General features: G+C 42.4%; 15 protein-coding genes. 6 read left to right on the top strand and 9 right to left on the bottom strand.

The window, feature by feature from the left end:
• The first annotated feature begins 113 nt into the window (after positions 1-113).
• Complete coding sequence (locus tag ACK8HY_RS14340; RefSeq protein ID WP_416134052.1) at positions 114-944, top strand: universal stress protein; 831 nt, start codon at positions 114-116, stop codon at positions 942-944.
• Between the two features lie 95 nt (positions 945-1,039).
• Here the strand turns inward: ACK8HY_RS14340 and ACK8HY_RS14345 are convergent, their stop codons facing one another.
• Complete coding sequence (locus ACK8HY_RS14345) at positions 1,040-1,447, bottom strand: DoxX family protein (protein ID WP_343562968.1); 408 nt, start codon at positions 1,445-1,447, stop codon at positions 1,040-1,042.
• Between the two features lie 252 nt (positions 1,448-1,699).
• Between ACK8HY_RS14345 and ACK8HY_RS14350 the strand changes: the two genes are divergently transcribed.
• Entirely contained in the window at positions 1,700-2,530 is an 831-nt protein-coding gene (locus ACK8HY_RS14350; protein WP_416134053.1) for a universal stress protein, read from the top strand.
• Between the two features lie 62 nt (positions 2,531-2,592).
• Here the strand turns inward: ACK8HY_RS14350 and ACK8HY_RS14355 are convergent, their stop codons facing one another.
• Positions 2,593-3,495 carry a S66 peptidase family protein gene (locus ACK8HY_RS14355; RefSeq protein WP_416134054.1) on the bottom strand — a complete coding sequence of 301 codons (903 nt, stop codon included), beginning with the start codon at positions 3,493-3,495 and terminating at the stop codon, positions 2,593-2,595.
• A 223-nt stretch (positions 3,496-3,718) separates the two neighbouring features.
• On the opposite strand from ACK8HY_RS14355, the gene metG reads away from it, so the two are divergent.
• Positions 3,719-5,788 (top strand): methionine--tRNA ligase, encoded by a 2,070-nt coding sequence (gene metG, locus ACK8HY_RS14360; protein ID WP_416134055.1) that lies wholly within the window; start codon positions 3,719-3,721, stop codon positions 5,786-5,788.
• 119 nt (positions 5,789-5,907) lie between these two features.
• Here metG and ACK8HY_RS14365 read toward each other — a convergent pair whose 3' ends face one another.
• From ACK8HY_RS14365 to ACK8HY_RS14390, 6 genes are all read right to left on the bottom strand, one after another.
• Complete coding sequence (locus tag ACK8HY_RS14365) at positions 5,908-6,702, bottom strand: GLPGLI family protein (protein WP_416134056.1); 795 nt, start codon at positions 6,700-6,702, stop codon at positions 5,908-5,910.
• Between the two features lie 106 nt (positions 6,703-6,808).
• Positions 6,809-9,595 (bottom strand): outer membrane beta-barrel protein, encoded by a 2,787-nt coding sequence (locus ACK8HY_RS14370; RefSeq protein ID WP_416134057.1) that lies wholly within the window; start codon positions 9,593-9,595, stop codon positions 6,809-6,811.
• A 410-nt stretch (positions 9,596-10,005) separates the two neighbouring features.
• A complete protein-coding gene (locus ACK8HY_RS14375; RefSeq protein WP_077436750.1) occupies positions 10,006-10,455 on the bottom strand; it encodes an RrF2 family transcriptional regulator in 450 nt (149 codons plus the stop codon).
• Positions 10,456-10,606: 151 nt separating this feature from the next.
• Positions 10,607-12,250 carry an alkaline phosphatase PafA gene (gene pafA / locus ACK8HY_RS14380; RefSeq protein WP_416134058.1) on the bottom strand — a complete coding sequence of 548 codons (1,644 nt, stop codon included), beginning with the start codon at positions 12,248-12,250 and terminating at the stop codon, positions 10,607-10,609.
• A 151-nt stretch (positions 12,251-12,401) separates the two neighbouring features.
• Positions 12,402-15,203, bottom strand: a complete 2,802-nt coding sequence (gene uvrA / locus ACK8HY_RS14385; RefSeq protein ID WP_077436752.1) for an excinuclease ABC subunit UvrA — start codon at positions 15,201-15,203, stop codon at positions 12,402-12,404.
• A gap of 109 nt (positions 15,204-15,312) precedes the next feature.
• Positions 15,313-17,004 carry a GMC oxidoreductase gene (locus tag ACK8HY_RS14390; RefSeq protein WP_416134059.1) on the bottom strand — a complete coding sequence of 564 codons (1,692 nt, stop codon included), beginning with the start codon at positions 17,002-17,004 and terminating at the stop codon, positions 15,313-15,315.
• A 299-nt stretch (positions 17,005-17,303) separates the two neighbouring features.
• Here ACK8HY_RS14390 and ACK8HY_RS14395 point away from each other — a divergent pair, with 299 nt between their 5' ends.
• From ACK8HY_RS14395 to ACK8HY_RS14405, 3 genes are all read left to right on the top strand, one after another.
• Entirely contained in the window at positions 17,304-17,813 is a 510-nt protein-coding gene (locus ACK8HY_RS14395; RefSeq protein ID WP_416134060.1) for an ecotin, read from the top strand.
• Between the two features lie 294 nt (positions 17,814-18,107).
• Positions 18,108-21,275 carry a SusC/RagA family TonB-linked outer membrane protein gene (locus tag ACK8HY_RS14400; RefSeq protein WP_416134061.1) on the top strand — a complete coding sequence of 1,056 codons (3,168 nt, stop codon included), beginning with the start codon at positions 18,108-18,110 and terminating at the stop codon, positions 21,273-21,275.
• Positions 21,276-21,305: 30 nt separating this feature from the next.
• The gene (locus ACK8HY_RS14405) at positions 21,306-22,793 is read left to right on the top strand and encodes a SusD/RagB family nutrient-binding outer membrane lipoprotein (protein ID WP_416134062.1); all 1,488 of its coding nucleotides are present in this window, start codon (positions 21,306-21,308) and stop codon (positions 22,791-22,793) included.
• A gap of 211 nt (positions 22,794-23,004) precedes the next feature.
• Here the strand turns inward: ACK8HY_RS14405 and typA are convergent, their stop codons facing one another.
• Positions 23,005-24,810, bottom strand: coding sequence for a translational GTPase TypA (gene typA / locus ACK8HY_RS14410; protein ID WP_077436755.1), 1,806 nt, complete (start codon positions 24,808-24,810; stop codon positions 23,005-23,007).
• Between the last annotated feature and the right edge of the window lie 61 nt (positions 24,811-24,871).

A 24,871-nucleotide genomic window follows, 5' to 3' on the forward strand; every position in this document is an offset into this window, starting at 1 on the left:
ATTGTTCTATATGTAAAGGCATTAAAATTAGGAAGCGCATTGCATTGTGCTGTCAATAAAAGTAAATTGAATGCCCGGATAATGATGGATTGTACCTTTAAAACAATAGCAAAATGAAACGTATCCTGCTCCTAACCGACTTTTCAGAAAATGCACTTTTAGCAGCTAAGCAAGTTGCGCTATGTGCAGAGGCCTGGAAAACTGAACAAGTTATTGTTTACCATACGTATAACAGTGTAACAATTGTAAACAATGAGCCCATCGTGGTGGTTAATGATGAAGTAAAAGAGGCCAAAGAGAAAGAATTAAATGCCTGGCTGGAACAGATTGCTCCGCACTTTCCGCCACAGGTAACACTATCGCACAAAATGGAGGATGTGGATCTTCCGATAGGTGTAAATGAGCTGTGTGAATCCGAGGATATCGATCTTGTGGCGCTAGGTATCACAGGGCAGACTGGTTTTGCGAAGATTCTGGTGGGAAGCAATGCCATCACCTTAATGGATATCTGCAATAAACCGATGCTGATTGTTTCCCATAAGGTGAATCCAGCGGTCCCCAAGCATGTGCTGGCCACTACTGACCTTAAAGAGGTAGACAGAAAATTGGCTTTGTTTAATCTAGATCAGGTGCTCGACACATTTTCAGCACAATTATACGTTTTGAATGTTGCCAAGAAGGAAGGCTCTGCAGCAGATCTGGCACAGGAATTAAAACATTTACATGAACGGCTGGACAAGTACAAACCAATCTATGATTACATCAGTCACGACGATATTACAACAGGGATAGCGGCCTATGCCAAGGAGAAACAGATCGACCTGATCCTGTCCTTTCACAAAAAACAAGGTTTATTGGCGAGTTTGTTCAAAACAAGTATATCCAAAAAAATCGCCTGGAATGGTGCTGCAAACCTATTGGTAATTCCAATGGATAAATCATAAACAGCGCAGAGCGGTCTCCGATATAAAATTTCATATCTCGGAGGCCGCTCTGTTTTATAAGTTTCTCTGTTTTATAAATTTCGATGTGCCGGCACCTACTTCTTGTCTACAGAATGTTTGCCCGGGCCGATAAAGACGAGCCCCAGAAAAACGAAGAACAATTCAATGGCGTGCGACGCACCGCTGACGCCATCACCCTTGGAAAGGTGCATCAAACCGGCAACGACCATCGTAAAAGCGAGCAATAAAGCCGAAGGCCTAAAGAAAAGGCCCAATAGGAGGAAAAGACCGCCTATCGTCTCCGTAGCCGCAGCCATAAAGCCCCAAAATGTCGGAATAAAGTGAATGCCTATATTCCCCATGGCCTTTCCGACCCCAGCCCATAGCTCAGGACCGCCCTGTAACTTGGGCAAACCATGCATAATCATCATAACACCCAAGCCGATACGAAGGATCAATAAACCCGTATCCCTATATTTTCCCAATGAATTCCAAATTGCCATAAATAGAAAATTATAATGTATTAAAATATTACTTGCTGATAGCTGTTTCTAAAATACTCAAAATAGCCCAAAATGCCTGACCTTTCCTTGATATAGATTAAGAAATTTCAACGCAGAACTTAATCTGGGCATTGGAAAGAAAGAAAAATTAAGAAAAGAATTCTCAGTAAAATCGAGGCAGGCGATAAAAATATTGCATTTATGCTACTAAATACGTAATTTAAATCTCATAGACCCGATTATAAAAATATTATGAAGAATCTTCTCTTGTTAACAGATTTCTCCGACAATGCATATGCTGCCGCGCAATATGCTGCCAAATTAGCGCCACTTTGGGGCATAGAAAGGGTTGTATTGTACCATACTTATGAGGTCATACCCACTGTCGGGACGGAGCCGGTTGTTATCAGTAATTCGGATATATTAGAAGACAAACAAAAAGACCTCAACGTATGGCAGGAAGACCTCATGCAGCTCTTTCCCCAGGGAATAGCATGGAAAGTGGTGCTGGAAGAATATGAACTGAGCTATGGCGTCAACCGTACCTGTGCGGAAGAAGATATTGATATTGTTGTGGTGGGAACCGCAGGAAAAAGCGGATTTAAGAAGCTTCTCCTGGGGAGCAACACGCTAAAATTAATTGAAAATTGTCATACGCCTTTGTTGGTCGTGCCAGCCAAGGCCGAATTCAGGATCCCCAAGAAAATGCTGATCGCAACCAACCTCAAAGAAGTCAAACTCAAGTTGGACCGTCTTCTGATCAATGCCGCGGAAGTACTGCGAAAAAGTGAGGTCTATGTCGTTCACGTTACCAAGGAAGATCCCGCAAGCAAAGCCGTCCGCACGGAGATTAACCTGATGAATGAACTGTTGGCGCCTTACCATCCGATATACAGCTATATCCTACATTCGGATATTGCCATCGGCATTAATCAATATATCAATGAAAACCACATTGATATGATGGTAACATTTCACCGTGACAAAGGATTACTCAGCCGGATTTTCAATACCAGTATCGCACAGAAAATGGCCTGGAAAAGCCAGGCTGCCATGATGGTTATTCCTGTACATTCGGGATAAGCTAAACATATCGACAATCAAATAGTTTTGTCCGGGATGAGACGATTTGATTGTCGATATCGCTATAGGTAGGTAAGTCCCGTTTTATTGGCGCTCGTCACCAATTTCACTTTTCGGCCCAATACCAACGCATGGTTATCATCGATGTGTCCCGCCGGATAACCAAAAGCAACAGGAAAGTCATATTCTTTGACTTTATCCCAGATGATCTCCTCTACGGTCTGCCCAAAGGCCGGATCGTTGTCTTTCATGGATGAAAAGCCGCCCACAATAAGGCCTTTCAGTTTTTTAAATTTACCAGCACGTTTTAATGCCCAAAGCATCCGGTCTACCGAGTAATAAGCTTCACCCACATCTTCGATAAAAAGGATTTTATTTGCATACTTAACATCTGAATCCGAAGCCAAGACGGATAATAAAATCGCTAAATTTCCGCCGATCAGTTTGCCCTCAGCCTCACCGGGACGATTGGGGAATACAGATTGTTCATAGGTAAAGTCCGTAGATTCACCAAACAGTGCATTTCTTAAGGTCTCCAAGGAAGCTTTCGTTCCTGATTCAAAAGATTTGGGCATCTGCCCATGTATTGTTGCGATCTTATAGTTACGTTGGATATGGCTATGTAATACCGTAATATCGCTAAAGCCGACCAACCACTTCGGATGCTGCTCGAATCTGGAAAAATCGATTTCATCAACAATCCGAACGCAGCCATAGCCGCCACGGGCTGCAAATACAGCTTTAATGGATGGATCATCCAAGGCCCATTGGAGATCCGCCGCACGCAATTGGTCATCTCCGGCAAATTGATGATAAGATGTGCCTACTGTCTGCCCCACCACAACTTCAAGGCCCCAGTTCTTCAATGTTTCGATCCCCATATCAATATTGCCCCGGATAAAACTGGCCGGACAAACGATAGCGACTTTGTCGCCTTCTCTAAGAAAATCAGGTATTTTAGACATATTGTTTTGTTTCTATAAATAATTTGATGCTATATGGCTATGCCGCGAGCAACAGCCAATCTACTTTATTTTTACCAAAAGTATTTTGTCTCGGCTCCTCATGGCTTCCGTCCATAAAAATTTTCAATGGATACGGAGAGAACAAATTTATCTTAGTATTATACCGCAAATTGAATTATCTTTGTGAAAGAAACAAGTAAAAACTTTAATATACTTTCAAGCATTGAGTATTCTAGATAAAAAACGTTATACAATCACTTCGGCATTACCTTATGCCAATGGTCCTTTACATATTGGACACCTTGCCGGAGCTTATATTCCTGGTGATATTTTTGTTCGCTATTTGCGTTTGAACCAAAAAGATGTCGTCTATGTCTGTGGTTCGGATGAACATGGTGCAGCCATTACTATCCGCGCCAAAAAAGAGGGGATTACACCACAACAGATCATTGATAAGTACAACAAACAAATCAAGGAGAGCTTTGAGGAGTTTGGTATTTCTTTCGATATCTACCACCGTACCTCCGAACCAATCCACCATCAACTTTCGCAGGATTTTTTCCTGAACCTCTACAATAAAGGTGAATTTGTCGAGAAATTTTCGGAGCAGTATTATGATGAAGAATACCATCAGTTTTTAGCGGACCGCTATATTACGGGTACCTGTCCAAACTGTAAATCCGAAGGCGCCTATGGCGATCAATGTGAAAAATGTGGTACTTCGCTCAGTCCAACAGACTTGATCAATCCCATTTCCACATTAAGCGGAAAAACTCCGGTATTAAAAGAAACAAAACATTGGTACCTGCCTTTGGATAAATACCAGCCCTGGTTGGAAAAATGGTTGATCGAGGGCAAGAAAAATATTCTTAAATCCAACGTTTTTGGCCAATGTCAATCCTGGCTCAAATCAGGCCTGCAGCCGCGTTCTATGACGCGGGATCTGGATTGGGGAGTGGACGTACCTTTGGAAGAAGCACAAGGAAAGAAACTGTATGTATGGCTGGATGCACCGATAGGTTATATCTCCGCCACAAAACAGTGGGCAATCGATCAGGGGAAAAATTGGGAAGACTATTGGAAAACCCATGAAAACCCAGCCGATGATGCCACATTGATCCATTTTATCGGAAAAGACAATATTGTATTTCATTGCATAATATTCCCAGCGATTCTTCATGCACATGGAGACTATATCCTACCGGAAAACATCCCTGCAAATGAATTCCTTAACCTGGAAGGCGATAAGCTTTCAACATCCAGAAATCATGCAGTTTGGTTGCATGAATATTTACAGGAATTTCCAAATAAACAGGATGAACTACGCTATGTGCTGACTTCGATTTTACCGGAGACCTCAGACGCTGAATTTACCTGGAAGGATTTCCAGGCAAGGATCAACAACGAGCTGGTAGCCATCTTTGGCAACTTTGTCAATCGCGTGATGGTACTATCCCATAAATATTTTGGCGGCAAAGTATTGAGCGGATCTCCATTGACAGCAGTGGATCAATCGGTATTGGATGAGTTAAAATCCTATCCGGCATCTATCAAATCATCGCTGGAACAATTCCGTTTCCGTGAAGCGCTGTCCGAGTTTATGAATGTGGCCCGTCTCGGAAACAAGTACCTCGCAGATGAGGAGCCTTGGAAAGTAATCAAAACAGACGAGGAACGCGTCAAAACGATCCTAAATGTAGCAGCTCAGATTGTTGCCAACCTTGCTGTACTGGCGCAACCATTTTTACCAAAAACAGCGATCAAATTATTTGAAATGCTCAACTTCCCACAAGGGAACTGGAATGATGCAGGTAACGAAAGCTTAATTGAAGATGGTCATCAACTGGGTGAAGTCCAATTGTTATTTGACAAAATAACCGACGAGCAAGTGGAATTCCAATTGAACAAACTTGCCGAAGCGAAACTAAAAAACCGCGCCGACAATGCACAAGTTGCTCCCGCAAAAGAAAACATCAGTTTTGACGATTTTGTCAAAATGGATATCCGCGTAGGAACAATTTTAGAAGCTGAGAAAGTAGCGAAAACAAAGAAATTGCTGAAATTAACCATAGATACAGGTATAGACAAACGTACCGTCGTATCTGGTATTGCCGAATTCTTCAGTCCCGAAGAAATCGTTGGGCGCCAGGTCTCCATTTTAGTCAATCTGGAGCCGCGTGAAATCAAAGGCATTACTTCACAGGGTATGATCCTGATGGCTGAAGACGCAGATGGCCGACTGGATTTTGTCAAACCCGATACTGCGATCAAAGTGGGCAGTACAGTACGTTAATAACACAAAAACGATCATAAAAAATGCCTGTCTTTGGACAGGCATTTTTGTTTCGATGGATTTGCTGTAGCGATATTTCCTTATGGGATAATTTTAGCGACATATACGCGGGGAAAGCGTTAGAATAAGACGCTTTGCAGCCGCTTTTTAAAATCTTTCTCATCCATCCAATCATAGACGTTATCTTTTAGCTTTTTGATAATCTCCGCCTTAGATTCGGCGACAACTTTTTTCTTTTTAGTAAGCACATTGGACACAGGCGTATTCGTGAGCTCGACCTTCGTCGCAAACATATTGATATTCAAAACGGGAACAGAAATGCCAAGGATCAGCCCTGGCAGGCCATGGATTAATTCGGGGCCACCTGATATCGGGATCTGTCCCGCAAAAAATGCGACAATATAGATTGAATCTTGTATAATGCCATTTGCGCGCCGGCAATCATAGCCGGCGATATTGCGATATTCATCAGTGTACTTCCATTTAACTGTTGGCAGAGAATCCTTCATCAGCAGTTGTTCGTCGCCAAAAGGCAATAATTTGATGAACTCTTGTTTCTTGAAATCCGTATATGTTTTTGAATCGGTCACTGCTGGATTATACCAGGAAACATTGCGATAATTAGCGGGATACTCTTCCTGCACGGTTTCAAATAAGGTCTCGGTATCATAAAACTTCAACGTATGATGTGTGATCACCTCAACAGGTCCATTTTTGACCGCATTTTCCACACTCAATTTATCCCAGGTATCCAGATCGGGCTTGTTCAGAAAATTTCGTTTCAAGTAGTTCTGCACATGGAATTTTCGTTCAAAAGTCACCGTACCACTGCTCGGAAAGTATGCGTGCTGTGCCTGTATTGCAGTGATGGACAAACATAAAAATACGATCATCAGTAGTATTTGCTTATTCATTTGGCATCTCCTTTCATCTTTAAATAATTTTTTCTTCCATCAGCCAGATGGCGCTTCCCATGATTAAAATTCATCTTAATCTCGGGCAGTAAAATTGATAAATTTATCATGGGCGGTTCATTGTTGTAAAATTATAGATCACTTTTAACATCCCGTAACGACGTAATACATCGTTGCTTGTCTGGATAAATGCAGTACCATCCTGATAGCGACGCACTCCAATATTTTTATTTAATATATCGTTGACAAATAGTTGTGCTTCCAAGGATTTATCTTTTAAGAACTTTTTAGAGATATAACCATTCATATTCATCATGTTAATGGATTGCAATGTCTTTGTTGCAGCCTGATAATTCTGTTGCATGGATAATGAAATTTTAAAGTCTTTGGGCAAGTAATAAGTAACTTGTGAATAGGATCCAAATTTGAAGGTGGTTTGATTCAGTTCGGGCTGTAAATAGGAATCCATTTTTTCTACACCCGGACTCAAGTTAACATAAAAGTCCATTTTATTTGCTTTATAACGGTTAAAACCTATATTTGGACCTACGTTCAAAGTTTTGTTACGATTTAACTGTGGCTCTTGATTCAATAAAGAAAGATAACTATACTGACTATTATAATTAAGGTCCATACCAAGGTTCATCTTTAATCCCCATTTCTTTTGTATCGGAAAACTATAGCTTCCACCTCCATACAAAGACCAATTATCCTTATCAATATTGACGTAGGAGATTTGTCGGGTACCCTCTTCTAAGTTATAGCGCACATTACTATTAATACTGCGTTTTCCCTGATAAGCACCAACATAGAAATACATATTTTGATCTTTTATCTGCTTATAAGAGTTATAATTGACAGAATAGGTGTTATTGAATCCAGCTTTCAGATCCGGATTGTCCAAATATTCTACGAGCGGCTGGGCATTTTGTTTGAGCGGTTCGATCTGTGTCAATGCAGGCTGGGCCGTCTGTCCATTATAACGGAAGCCGATGTTTTTACTTTTAGAAATCTTGTAATTGACCGAAAGTGATGGTCTTAAAGAGATCTGATCGCGTTTCAATATGGTATTTAAATTATTATAAGTTCTCTTTACCGCCTCAAACTCAGTTTGATTGCTTAAATTGATTGTCAAGGCATTGGTCTTATAATTCAGTGAGGTGTTGATATTATTTTTTAAGCTGGAAAAGTTAAAATCATTTAATATACGCTGATCCAATACTGTGTATTCGCCTGTAATTGAATCTCTATTGAAGGATTGATTGAGCGTCTCTGATTTATTGCTGGAAAAGGCGTAACCGACTGATCCTGTAATTTTTTTGGAAAGAGGTTCTGTAAAGGTTACCGAAGCGCCATACGTATTATTTCTGAATTCATCTTTTTTAAATTGGTCGATGGTGTCGGTACGTTGGCTATTTTCAAAATAGTTTTCCGAAAAATATCGTGTATTCGAAAGGTTCCGGTCCGTATTGGCGTTGACATTGAATGTGATGGAGCGACGTTCTTTTTTAAACCGTCGTGTCAGGATAGCATTCACATTGAATTTATCCTGATCGCTCTCCCGATCAGTCCGTGAATTGGTGCTTGTAATCGGATCCCCACCCAGGGTTTTCTGATAAGCTTCCGCTTCGGAGCTATTATCCCTGCTGGATTTATTAAAGCCCATATTAACGGTCAAATCTGCCAATGAATCCAATTTATAATCGTACCTCAAATTGGCCGCGTTCGTCTTATTTTCATTTTCCGTCCGGGTTATATTATTGTCTATTTGTGCCCGGTCAGGCAAGTTGTTCTGTGCATTATAGGTACTGGTATTATCCACATTGATCTGGCTCCGTTTGTAATTGACATTCATTTTATGCTTGTCATTTTTGGACTTATCGGAATAACTCACCCCCATATTGAGCGCTTTAGGTATACCTCCGCCCCTGTATTGTCCATCCCATCCGCCATCAGTGTCGTCACCACTGGAAGAGATCATAATACCGCCACCATCCATCACCTGGATATTGCTGCTTCCACCCACACCATATTTTTGGCTATCTTCAAAACCCAATCCCACCATGCCATCATTGGCCAGAATACCGTAGGCGGCAATTTTTTGGGAACCTTTAAATTTATTGAGCATGGCTTTTCCGCCGTAGTAGCTATCCGTCCCGGCCCCAGCAATGGCCTGACCAAACATTCCTTTCTTTTTATCTTCTTTCAGCTTGATATCAATGGTCTGTGTGCGCTCACCATCGTCCACGCCCGTCCGTACGGCCAGATCTGACTTCTTCTCGTAGACCTGTACCTTGCTCACCATATCCGACCGGATATTCTTGGTGATCAGGGTTGGATCGTCCCCAAAAAACTCCTCGCCATCAAGCAGTACCTTTTTCACTTCTTTGCCCTGCGCTGTGATCTTTCCCGTCCCGTCGATGGTTATACCCGGAAGCACTTTGAGCAAATCTTCAACTTTGGCATCTTTCTCGACCTTAAAACTCCCGGCATCGTATTCTATGGTATCCCCTTTGATAACAACCGGAATTCTTCCGTTCACCTGTACCTCTTCCAAGAGCAATGCCGCCTTTGACAGCGCTATTGGTCCAAGATCAAGCCCCTGCGACGTCATATGTATATCCTTCACCAGGTCGGCATATTGCGGATAGGACACGACCATTTTATACCTGCCTGTATCCAGATTGGCAATTTGGAAAGTTCCATTTTCTTTTGTTCGATCAAACTTAATTAAAATAGAATCTTTTGGGTTAAGTAAAGCAACAGACGCTTGATGGAGCTTGGCTTGGTCTTTGGCGTCCACGACAGTACCTATAAGCCTATGCTGGGCATAGGAAATAGAACTTAGGGCCGAAAGCACAAGCAACAGAACTAAGGAATAGGCTAATTTCATAAAATTTCCGTTTATATATTGTCGCAATAAAGATATTAATGTTGCTACGGAAAATTCGTAAAATAATGTTAAATAATTGGTAAATTAAAAAATACACGATAAACACTTAAAAAACAGATAATTAAAATTGATTGAAAAATATAACGAAGTAAAACATGACTTAGCGGGGCTTTCATTTCCCGACAAAACAGCTTTGTTAACATAAAAAGAAATATAGTTTCATTATATTTTTCTTTTGGATAAAGCAGAAAGAAGGCCGCCAAAAAGTCAAATCAAATCCTTTTGAGTATTGAGTATCTAAAATAGGGCTACGGGAATGAACTATAAAATTGCATAACATGTAACATTGCACAAAAAACGGGGCTATCCAAAAAATGGACAGCCCCGCTCCTAATTCTTAATCGAGTCTATTATTTGGTGTCGTCTACATTTAGATTCAACTCTTTTTCCTTATTAATTAAATGTGCAATGCTGGTGTCATTCAAAATTTGCAGCATCGCATTCCGCACTTCCACAAATGTATCACGGATGCCACAGGCATGTTCTTCGGTACACTCTTCACAGGAACGGTAGAAATTTAAACTAACGCAAGGCAATAAGGCAATCGGTCCGTCTATCAGGCGCATTACCTGCGATAAAAATACATCTTCGGGCGCTTTATTTAGACTATAGCCACCACCGGCACCTTTTTTACTATAGAGAATCCCTGCGTTGCGCATTTCAAGGAGAATCTGTTCCAAGAATTTTTTTGGAATATTTTCTTCCTGTGCGATCTTAACGATCTGCATAGGTTCATTTCCGTAATTACGACCGAGCACCATAAGTGCCTTTATTGCATATTTTGTCTTTTTGGAAAGCATAATTTGTTAACCCCCTGTTGAATTGCAAATTTACGTTTTTTATTCAATAGAATAAAACACATAAACCTGCCCTGTAAAAGAAGAGCCCTTAGCACAATTTATCGCCGGGATATCCTTGTGCTAAGGGCGAATATGATTTAAAACCTAATTGCTATTGGCCCAGTACTGCGGTAATGGGTTTACCGATACTGCCATTTGGCTCGGTAATATGCAATAGCGATGAAATTGTAGGTGCGATATCAACAATGTGTACCTCGGTATTGGATACGCCGGGTTTAATACCCCAGCCCATAAATACCAATGGAATATGGGAGTCATAACCCGACCAGGTACCGTGGGTCGTACCTGTAGAACGTGGGGTACCATCATACCACTGCGGTTCACAAACGATCTGAATTGCACCGCTTCGTTTGTAATTGTAACCATTGATCATTTTTTCACGGACAGGCTGTGGAATCATCAGACCTTCGCTCTTTTCCATATCTGCAACATAGGCAACACCTTCGGTGTGGCGCAATTCGCGGATAATTGTCTCTTTGATTTTATCGCGATCCAATTGAAGGGAATCAATTAGTTGATTATTCAAATGTACCTGGTAATTCATCATGCTCTTGACAATTTTTTCCTGTCCAAATTTCTCCTTCAACTTTTTATTAAGCTCAGAAATAATCTGACGGGAATAAAAATAGCCCCCATTTCCTTTCATGTCCATAAAGAATCGGGAATTGTAAGAAGCACCATGGTCAGCTGTCAGGAAGAAAGTATAGTTGCCTTTACCAACTGCGTTATCCAGATAGGTAAAGAAATTTGCCAGCTGTTTATCCAATTGCAGATAAATATCTTCAATTTCAACTGCGGTCAATGAGTAGCGGTGTCCCACATAATCAGTGGCGGAAAGACTAACACAAAGGAAATCGGTATTTTTAGTCGGATTGTTTCCCATCTGCTCATTTTTGATGGCTTCCATTGCCAGATCCAGGGTAAACTGGTTGCCCATAGGGGTTGTCTTGATCAATTCAAGTCCTTCATCTTTCATCAGCTTAGATGTCGCACGCGGCAAGGTCGGTTTATCTTCACCGGGATACTTCCCTTCATAGCTATTATCATCCGCAATACTGTTAGCCGCATAGGTGCTTACATCGTACATCGGCTTCCAGTCTGCCTTAAGGTACTTTTCAGCTAATTTTTTCTTATTGAAGTCAACTACCCATTTTGGCAATTGATCCATATAGAAATTTGAGGTAATCCAATTTCCGGACTTCGCTTCAAACCAATAAGCAGCATCCGCAAAATGACCGGCAGGTAATATACCGCCTCTGTCCTTAATAGCGATACCAATGACTTTAGATTTGAAATTAGAAGCAAGTTTCAATTGGTCTGTTACGGTAGAAGCCAGCAAATTCCGAGGGGATTGTTGTCCTTCCTTTTCTGTTGTACCCACGCCGACAACATTATCATCCTGGGTACAATACATATTCTTGCCGGTAAGTTCTTCGATCCAATCATTCCCTGCAATACCGTGAATCGACGGGACAGAACCGGTATATACCGAACTGTGCCCGATAGCTGTATAGGTCGGAATATAATTGATCAGGGTATTCTCACAGGAGAAGCCTTCTTTCAAAAGTCGCTTGAAACCATCATTTCCATATCGATCCGCAAAACGGTATAGATAATCCCAACGCATCTGATCCACCATCAACCCGACGACCAATTTAGGTCTTTCCGGTTGTTGTGCCATGGCGGAAAGTGCGGCTATTCCAAATACGACACTTAAAAAAAATCTTTTAATCATAATAGTATTGAGTATTTAGTATTGAGTATTTAGATTTTAGTTTTGGCAAACCTTTGGTTTACTAACATGATCTTTCATTCCTTGCTCTTTAATTTTAGTTGCTATCCAAAGTACGGGCATATCGCATTAATAACGCATGCTAATGTAGGACTTAATCTTTTAAATGTGCCTTTAAAAATTGTCCTGTATAAGAATCTTTACAATGTACCAGATCTTCTGGAAGTCCTGCAAAGACCAACTTACCGCCTTTATTACCTCCTTCAGGCCCAATATCAATCACCCAATCGGCCGACTTGATCATGTCCATATTATGTTCGATGACCAAAATACTATTCCCAAGGGCGATCAGCGCATCAAATGATTTTAAGAGCTTTTTGATATCCTGAAAATGTAAACCTGTAGTCGGTTCGTCAAAAATAAATAAGGTTTTCTTGCTGTTATTGCCTTTGATCAGGAAAGAAGCAAGTTTAATCCGCTGTGCCTCTCCGCCAGAAAGTGTACTGGAAGACTGCCCGAGCTTCACATAGCCCAGACCTACGTCCTGTAGGGGCTGTAACTTAGCCAATATTTTAGGCTGATCGCCAAAGAATACAATGGCTTCATCCACGCTCAGCTCAAGTATATCCGCTACGGATTTACCTTTATACTGCACATCAAGGACAAACTGTTTGAAACGTTTTCCGCCACAGGCCTCACAGGGCAGTACAATATCGGCCATAAATTGCATTTCGATTTTCACTTCTCCTTCACCCTGACAGACATCACAACGGCCACCCTCTACATTAAAAGAAAATGCTGCAGGTTTCAATCCAGCAGCTTTGGAAGCAGCCTGATTGGCATACAAGGCCCGGATTTCGTCCCAGGCTTTCACATAGGTCACGGGATTGGACCGCGAAGAACGACCGATTGGATTCTGGTCCACCATTTCGATCTGCTCCACCTGTGCTATATCACCTTCGATGGAATCATATACGCCCGTTTGTTCACCGGAATAATTACCAATTGACTTCTGCAATGCCGGATAAAGAATCCGTTTTACCAGGGAGGTCTTTCCAGAGCCCGATACCCCAGATACAACGGTAAATGTATTTAAAGGGAACTGTACATCGATCCCTTGAAGGTTATTCTCATGCGCGCCCTTCACGGTAATGCTATGGGACCACTTACGTCTTTTCTTGGGCACTTCAATCTGGCTTTTGCCACTCAGGTATTGCCCGGTCAAACTCTTGCTGTCCTTTAAGATCTCGCCATATGTTCCTGCAAATACCATTTCCCCGCCATTGATCCCGGCTTCGGGGCCGATATCAATCAGGTAATCTGCGGCTTCCATCATTTCCTGCTCATGCTCCACCACCACAACCGTATTGCCTACATCACGCAGGGATTTCAGTACTGAAATCAGGCGCTGTGTATCACGCGGATGCAATCCAATACTGGGTTCATCCAACACGTAAATAGAGCCGACCAGGGAACTTCCAAGTGAAGTTGCCAAATTGATCCGTTGCGATTCTCCGCCGGATAGTGTATTCGACAGGCGGTTTAGGGTAAGATAACTTAAACCAACATCACATAAAAATTGTAGGCGGTTATTAATTTCGGCCAATAAACGTTTGGCGATCACCTTTTCATTTCCTGTCAACGATAAATCCGTGAAAAATGACAGGGCCTCTTCAAGCGGCATCAATACGATATCGGTGATGGATTTACCCCCTACTTTGACATAAGTCGCATCTTTGCGCAACCTCGTTCCTCGACAATCCGGACAGTCCGTCTTGCCACGGTAACGGGATAACATCACCCGATATTGAATTTTATAGGTCTGCTCTTCGAGTTCTTCAAAGAACTTGTTAAGTCCAGTAAAATAGCTATTTCCTGTCCACAGAAGTTCCTTTTGCGCTGCTGTCAGATCGGAATAAGCACGGTGTATCGGAAAATCAAACTTTAGAGAGTTTTTTACCAACACTTGTAACCATTCGCCCATTTTCTCCCCGCGCCAAGGTGCAATAGCACCATCATAGACAGAGCGGCTTTTGTCCGGAATAACAAGATCCGGATCTATACCAATGATCTTGCCGTAGCCTTCGCATCGACGACAGGCACCATAGGGATTATTGAAACTGAAGAAGTTGGGACTGGGTTCTTCGAAGGTAATTCCATCGAGTTCAAACTTATGTGAGAAATGGTGTCTTTTACCGTTTTCTTCGATATATAGCTCCCCTTTACCCTCAAAAAATCCCGTTTGAATGGAATCGGATAATCGATTCATGGTATCATCATCCTGTTCAATACGTATCCGGTCCACGACGATCAATACCTCGCCATCCTGAATGGTTTCGTTGGCCATGCCCTTATCGTCAATAATGCTTTCGATTTTTTGCATTTTATCCTGATAGACGACACGGACAAATCCCTTTTGCAGCAAAAGGGACAACTCTTCCTTGAGTTTTCGTCCATGGGAAGGTACCAAGGGAGCCAACAGTGTCACGGATTCGCCCGCGTCCAATTTCAGGGCAAAATCTACCACCGAACTCACACTGTCTTTGGTCACCTCCCTGCCCGAGACAGGAGAAATCGTTTTACCGATCCTTGCATAGAGTAATTTCAGGTAGTCATATATTTCGGTAGAAGTCCCTACTGTAGACCGGGGATTACTGGTAATAACACGCTGCTCAATGGCAATTGCTGGGGCAATACCTTTGATGTAATCCACCTCGGGTTTGTTCATCCGGCCCATAAACTGCCGTGCATAGGAAGAAAGACTCTCCACATAGCGCCGCTGCCCCTCAGCATAGAGGGTGTCGAAAGCGAGGGAGGATTTTCCCGAGCCCGACATTCCGGTAATGACAACTAATTTATTTTTGGGGATATCAACATCAATATTCTTTAGATTATTGACCCTGGCCCCTTTTATCTGAATATATTCTTTTGGAGTATGCTCCACTTTTTGACTCATAATAATCCTTATCTCCCACAAAGTTACGCAATCTTAGCTGATTATAGTCCCAATGAATTAAAAGCTCGCGCGAAAAAACATCGTAGTGATCATCGTATCGTACTGTGCGTTAAAGGTTACCTTTTTTCATTTCACCAACGGCATAATCGACGGCTCTCGCCGTTAATGCCATATAGGTCAGCGATGGATTTTGTGTTCCGGTTGAGGTCATACAGGCGCCATCGGTAACAAATACATTTTTTACCAAGTGTAGCTGGTTCCACCTATTCAATAAGGACGTTTTTGGATCCAATCCCATGCGCACCCCGCCCATTTCGTGGATATCCAGCCCCGGATTTTGCCCGCTGTCACTGACGTTGAGATTCTTGACCCCTGCTACCTCGAGCATCTCCTGCCCCTGCTGAAAGAAGTCGTCGCGGGATTTGTAATCATTCTCCCCGTAACCAACGGCAGTAATCAATTGTGGGATGCCATAAGGATCTTTCTTATCAGGACTCAAACGCACATGATTGCTTTCCTGTGGAATCGTCTCCCCCTGCATCATCATGGTGACTCCCCAGCCTCCCAGCTCAGATAAACTATCTTTGTATGCTCCGCCAACAGACTGGCCATCAAAACTCCCGCCTCTTGAACGGTAAGCTCCAAAGAATGATGCATAGCCCCGTAAAAAATCGGTTTCCTGTCGATGTACATTTCTAAAATTGGGAATAATCGGTTGGGTGGGCCTACGCCCATAGTAATATTTATCTTCGTAGCCCTCCATTGTACCGCTTATTGTCCCCAAATAATTATGAAAGGCCACGTATTTTCCCAATAGCCCACTATCATTCCCAAGGCCATTTGGAAAGCGGGCGGAAGTGGAATTCAACAGAATCAAATTTGTTGCCAGTGCTGAGGCATTCAGAAAGATGACTTTCGCAAAAAATTCCTGACTTGTCTTAGTCAGGGTATCCACAATCCGGACACCGACTGCTTTTTGTAAACGATCGTCATAAAGTATAGATTCGACAATTGCCTGCGGACGAACGGTCAGCTTTCCTGTTTTCGCCGCCCAGGGTAAAGTGGATGCATTGGAGCTGAAATATCCACCAAAAGGACATCCACGATGACACAAGCTACGTGCCTGACACTGGCTACGCCCCTGATCAATATGGATCTGCCGGGGCTGGGTCAAGTGAGCACAGCGCCCCTGGATCACCGGGCGATCTTTGTACTGCGACTGAATACGTTGTTGTATCGTTTTTTCGACAACATTCATCTCCCATGCCGGAAGAAAATCTCCATCTGGCATGGCCTCAATTCCATCCTTATTACCCGAAATGCCAGCAAAGTGCTCAACGTAGGAATACCATGGCGCAATATCGTCATAACGAATAGGCCAATCCACGGCAAAACCATCCCTTGCCGGGCCTTCGAAATCGTACTGCGACCATCGCTGGGTCTGACGGGCCCAAAGAAGCGATTTGCCCCCAACCTGATCGGCCCGAATCCAGTCAAATGGCTTTTCCTGGATATATGGCTGTACAGCATCGGGCAAAAAAAAGTGTTTGGCATCTTCGCGGTAGACATAACATTTTGAAGCAATGGGATTCTCATTTCTGGTCTGCAGATCCACCTGCCCCCCATACTTAAACTCCCAAGGGTCCGTATATGCTGTCGGGTAATCCTGAATATGTTTGGCATCTTTACCCCGTTCCAAAACAAGGGTTTTTAATCCTTTCTCGCAAAATTCTTTGGCGGCCCATCCACCGGAGATGCCCGAACCGATCACTATGGCATCAAAATGATTTTCCTTGCTCATGCGTATATTTAGGTCATATTTGAAAAGGTAATATACTGTAAATAACAGCATTGCAACAAATACTCTAGGAAAATCCCATAATTTTGTTACAAAATAACCACTGTATATCCGACATTGAGCAGGTCTTGTCTAATGACACTTTTTCACATTGCCACCTGATGTTTCAAACAATTATTTTGAATATATATCAATTAACAATTAATCCTTCTTAATTTTTGCTAGTCTTAAAAATATAGTTTTGATAACAATGTAGCAATACCAATAGAAATTGCGTTTTAATAATAAAATAAAAAATGGTTATGAGAAAAAATCTATTTAAAGTAATGGTCATGATGCTGTTCGTCTTCGCAGCATCCACAACAGTAAGTAAAGCACAAATGGTAATTGATAAAATAGACTTAAGTATTTTTCCAGCGGCAGAAAAGGGATACAAAAAAATGGTGATCGAAGTTCCACATTCGGACAACGATAAGAATAAAAAAATCGAATTCGCTGTAGGTAAATGGATGGAAGTGGACGGTTGCAACAATTTTAACTTAGCCGGTTCCCTTGAGAAGATAGATCTTCAGGGCTGGGGTTATGATTACTATGTATTCAAAACCAACGGGAATGTAGCAAGTACCATGATGGCCTGCCCGGATAAAGCCAAGAGAAATCTTTTTGTAAGTGCCCAACCTGAAACGGTACGTTACAATGGTCGAATGCCTATTGTTATTTATATTCCTGAAGGTTATGAAGCGCAATTCAAAATCTATTCGACAGATGGAGATACCTATCGGGCTGCTGAAGTCAGGGAAAAGAAAAAATAATAGCCACTACATTCTGTTTAGTTGGCCCAAAAACAACAAACAAAGCTGATAATGAAAAGCCTTCAATAAAAATTGGAGGCTTTTCCTTTTTTGTGGACCATCAAAATGAAAACCCGCTGATTTCTTCAAAAAGCCTCCCAAAAAACAGCCACCCCACCCACAATAACATGATTAACAAAGTATTGCAGCAATAAAAAAAATCTTAATACCAAAAACTTAACATTTCATTGGTTTAGTATTAATATACAAAGTTTAATATTGCTTACGTTTTCAGACATAAGTATAAAAATGATCATGTTTAATCGACCTTCATTACATCTATCAAAAATTGCAGTACTCACGTGCATCTTAACGACGTTATCTGCTAAGGTTGTTGCCCAATCCCCCATATTTGAGGGAAAGCTGATTGATTCCCTGAGCCAGGAAGCTATTCACGGAGCAACCATTCGAAATTCCCATTGGGGTAAATTAGTTTCATCAGACCCAACAGGAAAATTCTCCATCCAGGCGCAGATCGGAGATACCCTGCGCATAGGCTTTATGGGTTACCTTCCTAAAAATTTTATTATCTCCAATCAGGGCCCGCTATTGATTTCCTTATCGCCTAATCAACAATCACTCAATGAAGTAGTGGTCACTGCCCTGGGTATAAAGAAAGAAAAACAGTCCATCGGTTATTCCGTACAGGAGATTAAAGGCAAAGATCTGGTCAAGGCCCGCGAACCAAATGCAATATCCAGTCTTGCGGGCCGTGTATCGGGCCTGACAATTACCCCGAGCACAAATCTATTCGGAGATCCCGGTATCACTTTGCGTGGGAGAAGCAATATTCTTATTGTCGTAGACGGTATGCCGATCAATACAGATTCCTGGAACCTGAGTCCCGATGATATTGAATCTTATTCTGTATTGAAAGGAGCAAATGCTGCAGCACTATACGGAAATCGTGGACAAAATGGTGCTATTGTCATTACAACCAAGCGAGCCAAGACTGAGGATAAGGGTTTCCAAGTAGAGTTTAACTCGAGCACCCAACTCCAAACCGGCTACAATGCGATCCCTAAGATTCAGACGGAGTATGGTCCCGGTTCAAATTTTCAATATGCATTCAAAGATGGACGCGGTGGCGGAATAAACGATAACGACTATAATATCTGGGGACCCCGATTCGAAGGCCAGCTTATCCCTCAGTATAATAGTCCTATAGACCCCAAAACCGGATCTTTGGTACCGCTTCCCTGGGAAGCCCGTGGGAAAGATAATTTAAAGGAATTTCTTCAAAATGGATTGTTAAGCACCAACAATATCGCTATCTCAAGTAAAACGGAGCGTGGGGATATTCGCCTTTCGGCTTCGCAGCTATTTCAACGCGGCACAACACCCAATACAAAACTAGGGGGCACAAATATCAATTTAACAGGTGGTATTAATGCCGGAAGCAAATTGAGGATAGACGCAAGCATCAATTACAATAAGCAGTATTCGCCAAACTATCCCAATATCGCTTATGGACCAAACAGTCCCATTTATATCCTAACCTTATGGGGCGGTGCAGATTATAACATCAATGATCTGAGAAACTATTGGCAACCGGGGAAAGAAAATGTACAACAGTATAATCGCGAATACACGATATATGACAACCCATGGATGACAGCTTATGAAAACCTGCGTACCTATGATAAAGATGATATTTACGGTTATGTTTCGGCAAATTACAAATGGAACAGCCATCTTTCTTTAAATGCGCGCAGCAGCGCGAGCACCTGGAACAGGAACCGAACCATCAAAATTCCAATATCTGCCAATTTATACAACTACAATATTGGCGGGAGCCGTGTCGGCGGTTATCAGGAAACTTACGATACTTTCTGGGAAAATAACACCGAGATCTCTTTAAAATATCAAAATCGTATTTCAGAAGACCTAGGCTTCAGCGGTTCCCTATTTGGAAACTTACGAACTGTTAGCGCAAAATCCTTGTTTGCCCGTACGGATCGAGGGTTGACTGTCCCTGGTGTTTATGATCTGAGCAATTCGGTCATGCCAACTGTATCGACCAACGACCGTGCGCTCCGTCAGGTCGGTAGCGCGTATGGCTTTGTGGATCTTGACTACAAAAATATGCTGTTCTTAAACCTAACCGGCCGATTTGATAAATCGTCGACCATGCCAGTAAAAAATAACACCTATTTTTATCCATCTGCATCCTTAAGTGCGGTCATATCACAGATTGTTGCTCTACCACAAGTGATCTCTTCGCTTAAAGTACGTGGTGCCTATGCCAATGTTGCCAGTGATTTCGTTAATGAAACAGCACAATACGATATTTACAAGCTGCTGCCAGCCTATACCAATTACGGTCGCTGGGCAAACTCCATGACTGGCGTTACCTATACAGATGTATTACCCAATCCGGATCTCGTAGCAGAACGTGTAAAGACAGCGGAGATCGGCTTAGAAACCCGTCTTTTTAATAACCGTCTCGGCCTGGATGTCGCCGTATTCCGAAACCTGGAAGGTCCCCGAATTATCGAACTGGCTACTTCTGTCACTTCGGGCGTCAAGGCAAGACAAACCAACGGGTTGACTCTGCTGCGAAAAGGAATTGAATTGAGTATAGACGCCACGGCAATCCAACGTGAGCAGTTCAGCTGGAATGTAGTAGTCAATGCATCGACCAACCATGCTTGGCTGCATGCTATAGATGGCCAGCAGACCCGCTCCGGCAATGTTCGCATCGGAGAACGCTGGGACGGCTTCTATGTAAATGATTTTCAACGTGATGAAAAAGGAAATTTAATCGTGGGGACCAACGGTCTGCCGGCCTACAATCCCTATGTCAGCAAGATCGGATACAGTGACAATAAGTTCACGGCCAGCATCAGCAACAGCTTCCGCTACCGTGATTTCAACCTGAGTTTTCTTGTCGACGGCCGCTTTGGCGGGTTGATCAAAAACGTACAGGATGCCAAACAATGGGGATCTGGCACGCACCCTGAATCGGCCAGCGTCTATCGCCTAAAAGACTGGCAAAACAGAGACAGCAAAGATTACAAGGGCTCGATAATGACCGAGGGATTAAAGATTGTCAAAGGCCAATTGAGCACTGATCAAGATGGTAAAATAATCTCCGACACACGGGAGTTTGCAAGCAATGACATCCCCGTTTTATGGCAAAACTGGGCCACCAATTACTACCAATCCGGACCGATCAGTGCAAAAGACAGGACATTTGTCAAATTGCGGGAAATTGTCCTCAGCTACAACCTTCCGGTCAGTTTACTGAAAAACACTGGTTTTTTACGCAGCGCAAGCGTCTCTATCGTTGGCCGGAATCTGCTATACTTTACCGGTAAAGGGACGCAAAACATGGATCTGGATCAATTTACCGCAGCCAGTTCGGATTACCAAACGCCATCGGTAAAAAGCTTTGGTCTGAATATTAATGCAACTTTTTAAAGGCTTTAACACATCAAGATATTTTCCACTATGAAATGCTTTAAATCAATCTTACTTTTATTTGTCTTGGGGGGTACACTGAGCTCCTGTAAAAAAATCGAGGACTTGCAAAAGGATCCCGCTGCCGTGTATGATCCAGCTCCGAAGCTGCTATTTACCGGAATATTGATGCGTGCTCATGACGCTCCCTGGAGCGAAGACCATCGGTACAATCAGTTCATGACCCAAAATGAGGCCTATTATACCGGACAACCCTACAGCTGGACTACAGGCTCCTTTGATACACCTTATGGCGTGCTGCGGGATGTCTATCGGATGGAAATCGAAGCGGCGAAAACACCCGAATTAGGAGCTGTTTACCTCACGCTGGCCAAGTTCTTCAAAGCCTATTTTTTTACGCGGACAACCGAAATGTTCGGTGATATCCCAATGGCAGATGCCCTCCAGGGGGAGACCAACAACAACTTTGCCCCGCGGTACAATACGCAGCAGGAAGTCTATCTACAGGTGCTCTCCTGGCTGGAAGAGGCCAATAGCGAACTGGCTGATTTCAAAGCGAAAGGCACCCTACTGGAGGGTGATTTCTTTTACAACGGAAAAACGGAACAATGGCAGAAATTGGTCAACTCCCTGAAGTTGCGTATCCTGTTAAGCCTTAGTAAACGCGCCGATGACAGTCCAGCACTACGTATTAAAGAGCGATTTGCGGAGATGTTGGCCAATCCGTCAAAATTCCCGCTGATTCTTGACAATCGGGACAATTTTCAACTGCAATACAATTCGATCAATACCTATCCGCTCTGGCCTACTGACGGAGTGATTATCAAAAAAGATGTGCGGAACACCCTGGGGGCAACTTATCTGGACATTCTAAAGGCAACCCGAGATCCACGATTGCTCGTTCAGGCATTACCCGCGACTGCTTTGCCATTTGATCCCGCCAAACCTTTCGAAGCTTATCAAGGCGGTAAAACAGGTGATTTACAAAGTACACTTTTGAAACAGGCTACTGAAGGTCTGCTATCCATGATCAATTTTGATTATTGGCTCGCCTCGCCTTCGGGTTTACCCTCCATTCAACTTGGAGCGGCTGAAGTACAGTTTGCGCTTGCCGAAGGGATCAACCGCGGCTGGAGCAATGCGGATGCAAAATCCAGATTTGAATCGGGTATAACACAGTCCATGCAGTCCTATGGTATTTCCCCAGAGAAGATTGAAGCCTTTTTAAGGGCTTATCCTTACAAAGGGAATAATCCGGAAGGTTTGAAACAGATCCTTATCCAGAAATATGTCGCTTTTTTTGAGAATTCGGGCAAACAGGCCTTTTTTGAGCAACGACGTACCGGTATCCCGGAGTTCAATGTAGGTCCGGCAAACGCCAACAACAACCAGATTCCTAAACGTTGGGCCTATCCGAAAAACGAATATAGCACAAACGAAAGTCATTTAAAGGAGGCTTTGCAACGTCAGTTTAACGGATCGGATACGCAAAATGATGTGATATGGTCTATTAAATAATAGATAGGATTACTTGCTCTGCTTGATTGAAGCATGCAAAGAAGAAAAAATTAAAAAGGACAGGTATTAATTCCACACATTTTGCTTTGGAAGTAGTATGCCATCGAAAATTGGCGGCATAGATCTGCTTTCGACGCAAAACCAAAAACTAATAAAAAAGCCATCGAAATAATATTTCGATGGCTTTTATCTTATTATCCTTATCTAATGATTATTGGAATTTTTTCGCATTTTGTTTACGCTCATTTTCCGTCAAATAGATCTTACGTAGACGCATCGATTGCGGTGTTACCTCAATATACTCATCTGCCTGGATGTACTCCATACATTCCTCTAAAGAGAATTTGATTGCCGGAGCAATACGTGTATTATCATCAGAACCGGAAGCACGCATATTTGTCAATTGCTTTCCTTTGGTCACGTTGATTGTTAAATCGTTATCACGGATGTGCTCACCCAAGATTTGACCCTCATATACTTCCACTCCTGGATCTACGAAGAAACGACCACGGTCTTGCAATTTATCAATCGAGTATGCTGTAGTTGAACCTGTATCCAAAGAGATCAATACACCCGCCAAACGACCAGGGATTGTACCTTTCCAAGGCTCGTAACCTTTCAGACGGTGCGCCATTACAGCTTCACCAGCGGTTGCAGTCAATACGTTGTTACGTAGACCAATGATACCACGAGAAGGAATAGAGAATTCAAGATGTTGCATATCGCCTCTAGCTTCCATGATCAACAATTCACCTTTACGTTGTGTGACCAGTTCAATTACTTTCCCGGAAACATCAGAAGGAACATCAACAACTAGCTCTTCGATAGGCTCGCATTTTTGACCGTCGATTTCTTTCACGATAACCTGAGGTTGTCCTACCTGTAATTCATAACCTTCACGACGCATTGTTTCGATCAATACAGATAAGTGAAGGATACCACGTCCATATACCAACCAAGCATCAGGAGATTCGGTAGGAACGACACGCAATGCCAAGTTTTTCTCTAATTCTTTTTGTAAACGATCATAGATATTACGCGATGTTACCAATTTACCTTCTTTACCAAAGAACGGAGAGTTGTTGATCGTAAACAACATGTTCATTGTTGGCTCATCAATGCTGATAACTTCCAATTGCTCTGGATTTTCAAAATCTGCGATGGTATCACCGATATCGAAACCTTCGATACCAACGACGGCACAGATATCACCTGCATGTACTTCTGGCACTTTGATACGGCCTAAACCTTCAAAAACCTGAAGTTCTTTCACGCGTGATTTAACCACTTTTCCGTCACGTTTTACCAATGATACGGGCTGGTTTTCTTTGATTGTACCCCGAGCGATACGACCGATAGCGATACGTCCTACGAATGTAGAGTAATCCAAAGATGTTACCTGCATCTGCAAAGTACCTTCAGTAACCACTGGAGCAGGGATATATTTGATGATTGCTTCTAACAGATCCGTGAAGTCTTCGGTACGGTTTTTCCAATCTGTAGACATCCATCCTTGTTTTGAAGAACCGTACAATACTGGGAAATCCAATTGTTCTTCGGTAGCACCCAAGTTGAAGAATAAATCGAAAACATTTTCGTATACTTCTTCTGGACGACAGTTTTCTTTATCGACTTTATTGACAACAACGATAGGTTTGATACCTAATCCAAGTGCCTTACCTGTAACGAAACGCGTTTGAGGCATTGGACCTTCAAAAGCATCTACAAGTAATACAACACCATCGGCCATCTTCAATACACGCTCCACTTCACCACCAAAGTCGGCGTGACCAGGAGTATCAATGATATTGATTTTAACACCTTTATATGTTACTGATACGTTCTTAGATACAATAGTGATTCCGCGCTCACGCTCTAAATCATTATTGTCTAGGATTAATTCACCAGCATTTTCATTTTCTCTGAATTGATTGGTAAAATATAAAATTTTGTCTACAAGCGTAGTTTTACCGTGGTCGACGTGAGCGATGATCGCAATGTTTCTAATGTTTTGCATTGAGCAAGAATATTTTTATAAAATTTTAGGGTGCAAAGATAATCATTTTGCACCATAAAAT

The organism is Sphingobacterium sp. NGMCC 1.201703, assembly GCF_047784615.1.
Taxonomy (GTDB): Bacteria; Bacteroidota; Bacteroidia; order Sphingobacteriales; family Sphingobacteriaceae; genus Sphingobacterium.

What these genes read in the sequence shown, in the direction of transcription:
- ACK8HY_RS14340 (WP_416134052.1), top strand. Translation starts at nt 114, where the DNA reads ATGAAACGTATCCTGCTCCTAACCGACTTTTCAGAAAATGCACTTTTA.
- ACK8HY_RS14345 (WP_343562968.1), bottom strand. Translation starts at nt 1,447, where the DNA reads ATGGCAATTTGGAATTCATTGGGAAAATATAGGGATACGGGTTTATTG.
- ACK8HY_RS14350 (WP_416134053.1), top strand. Translation starts at nt 1,700, where the DNA reads ATGAAGAATCTTCTCTTGTTAACAGATTTCTCCGACAATGCATATGCT.
- ACK8HY_RS14355 (WP_416134054.1), bottom strand. Translation starts at nt 3,495, where the DNA reads ATGTCTAAAATACCTGATTTTCTTAGAGAAGGCGACAAAGTCGCTATC.
- ACK8HY_RS14365 (WP_416134056.1), bottom strand. Translation starts at nt 6,702, where the DNA reads ATGAATAAGCAAATACTACTGATGATCGTATTTTTATGTTTGTCCATC.
- ACK8HY_RS14370 (WP_416134057.1), bottom strand. Translation starts at nt 9,595, where the DNA reads ATGAAATTAGCCTATTCCTTAGTTCTGTTGCTTGTGCTTTCGGCCCTA.
- ACK8HY_RS14375 (WP_077436750.1), bottom strand. Translation starts at nt 10,455, where the DNA reads ATGCTTTCCAAAAAGACAAAATATGCAATAAAGGCACTTATGGTGCTC.
- pafA (WP_416134058.1), bottom strand. Translation starts at nt 12,250, where the DNA reads ATGATTAAAAGATTTTTTTTAAGTGTCGTATTTGGAATAGCCGCACTT.
- uvrA (WP_077436752.1), bottom strand. Translation starts at nt 15,203, where the DNA reads ATGAGTCAAAAAGTGGAGCATACTCCAAAAGAATATATTCAGATAAAA.
- ACK8HY_RS14390 (WP_416134059.1), bottom strand. Translation starts at nt 17,004, where the DNA reads ATGAGCAAGGAAAATCATTTTGATGCCATAGTGATCGGTTCGGGCATC.
- ACK8HY_RS14395 (WP_416134060.1), top strand. Translation starts at nt 17,304, where the DNA reads ATGAGAAAAAATCTATTTAAAGTAATGGTCATGATGCTGTTCGTCTTC.
- ACK8HY_RS14400 (WP_416134061.1), top strand. Translation starts at nt 18,108, where the DNA reads ATGTTTAATCGACCTTCATTACATCTATCAAAAATTGCAGTACTCACG.
- ACK8HY_RS14405 (WP_416134062.1), top strand. Translation starts at nt 21,306, where the DNA reads ATGAAATGCTTTAAATCAATCTTACTTTTATTTGTCTTGGGGGGTACA.
- typA (WP_077436755.1), bottom strand. Translation starts at nt 24,810, where the DNA reads ATGCAAAACATTAGAAACATTGCGATCATCGCTCACGTCGACCACGGT.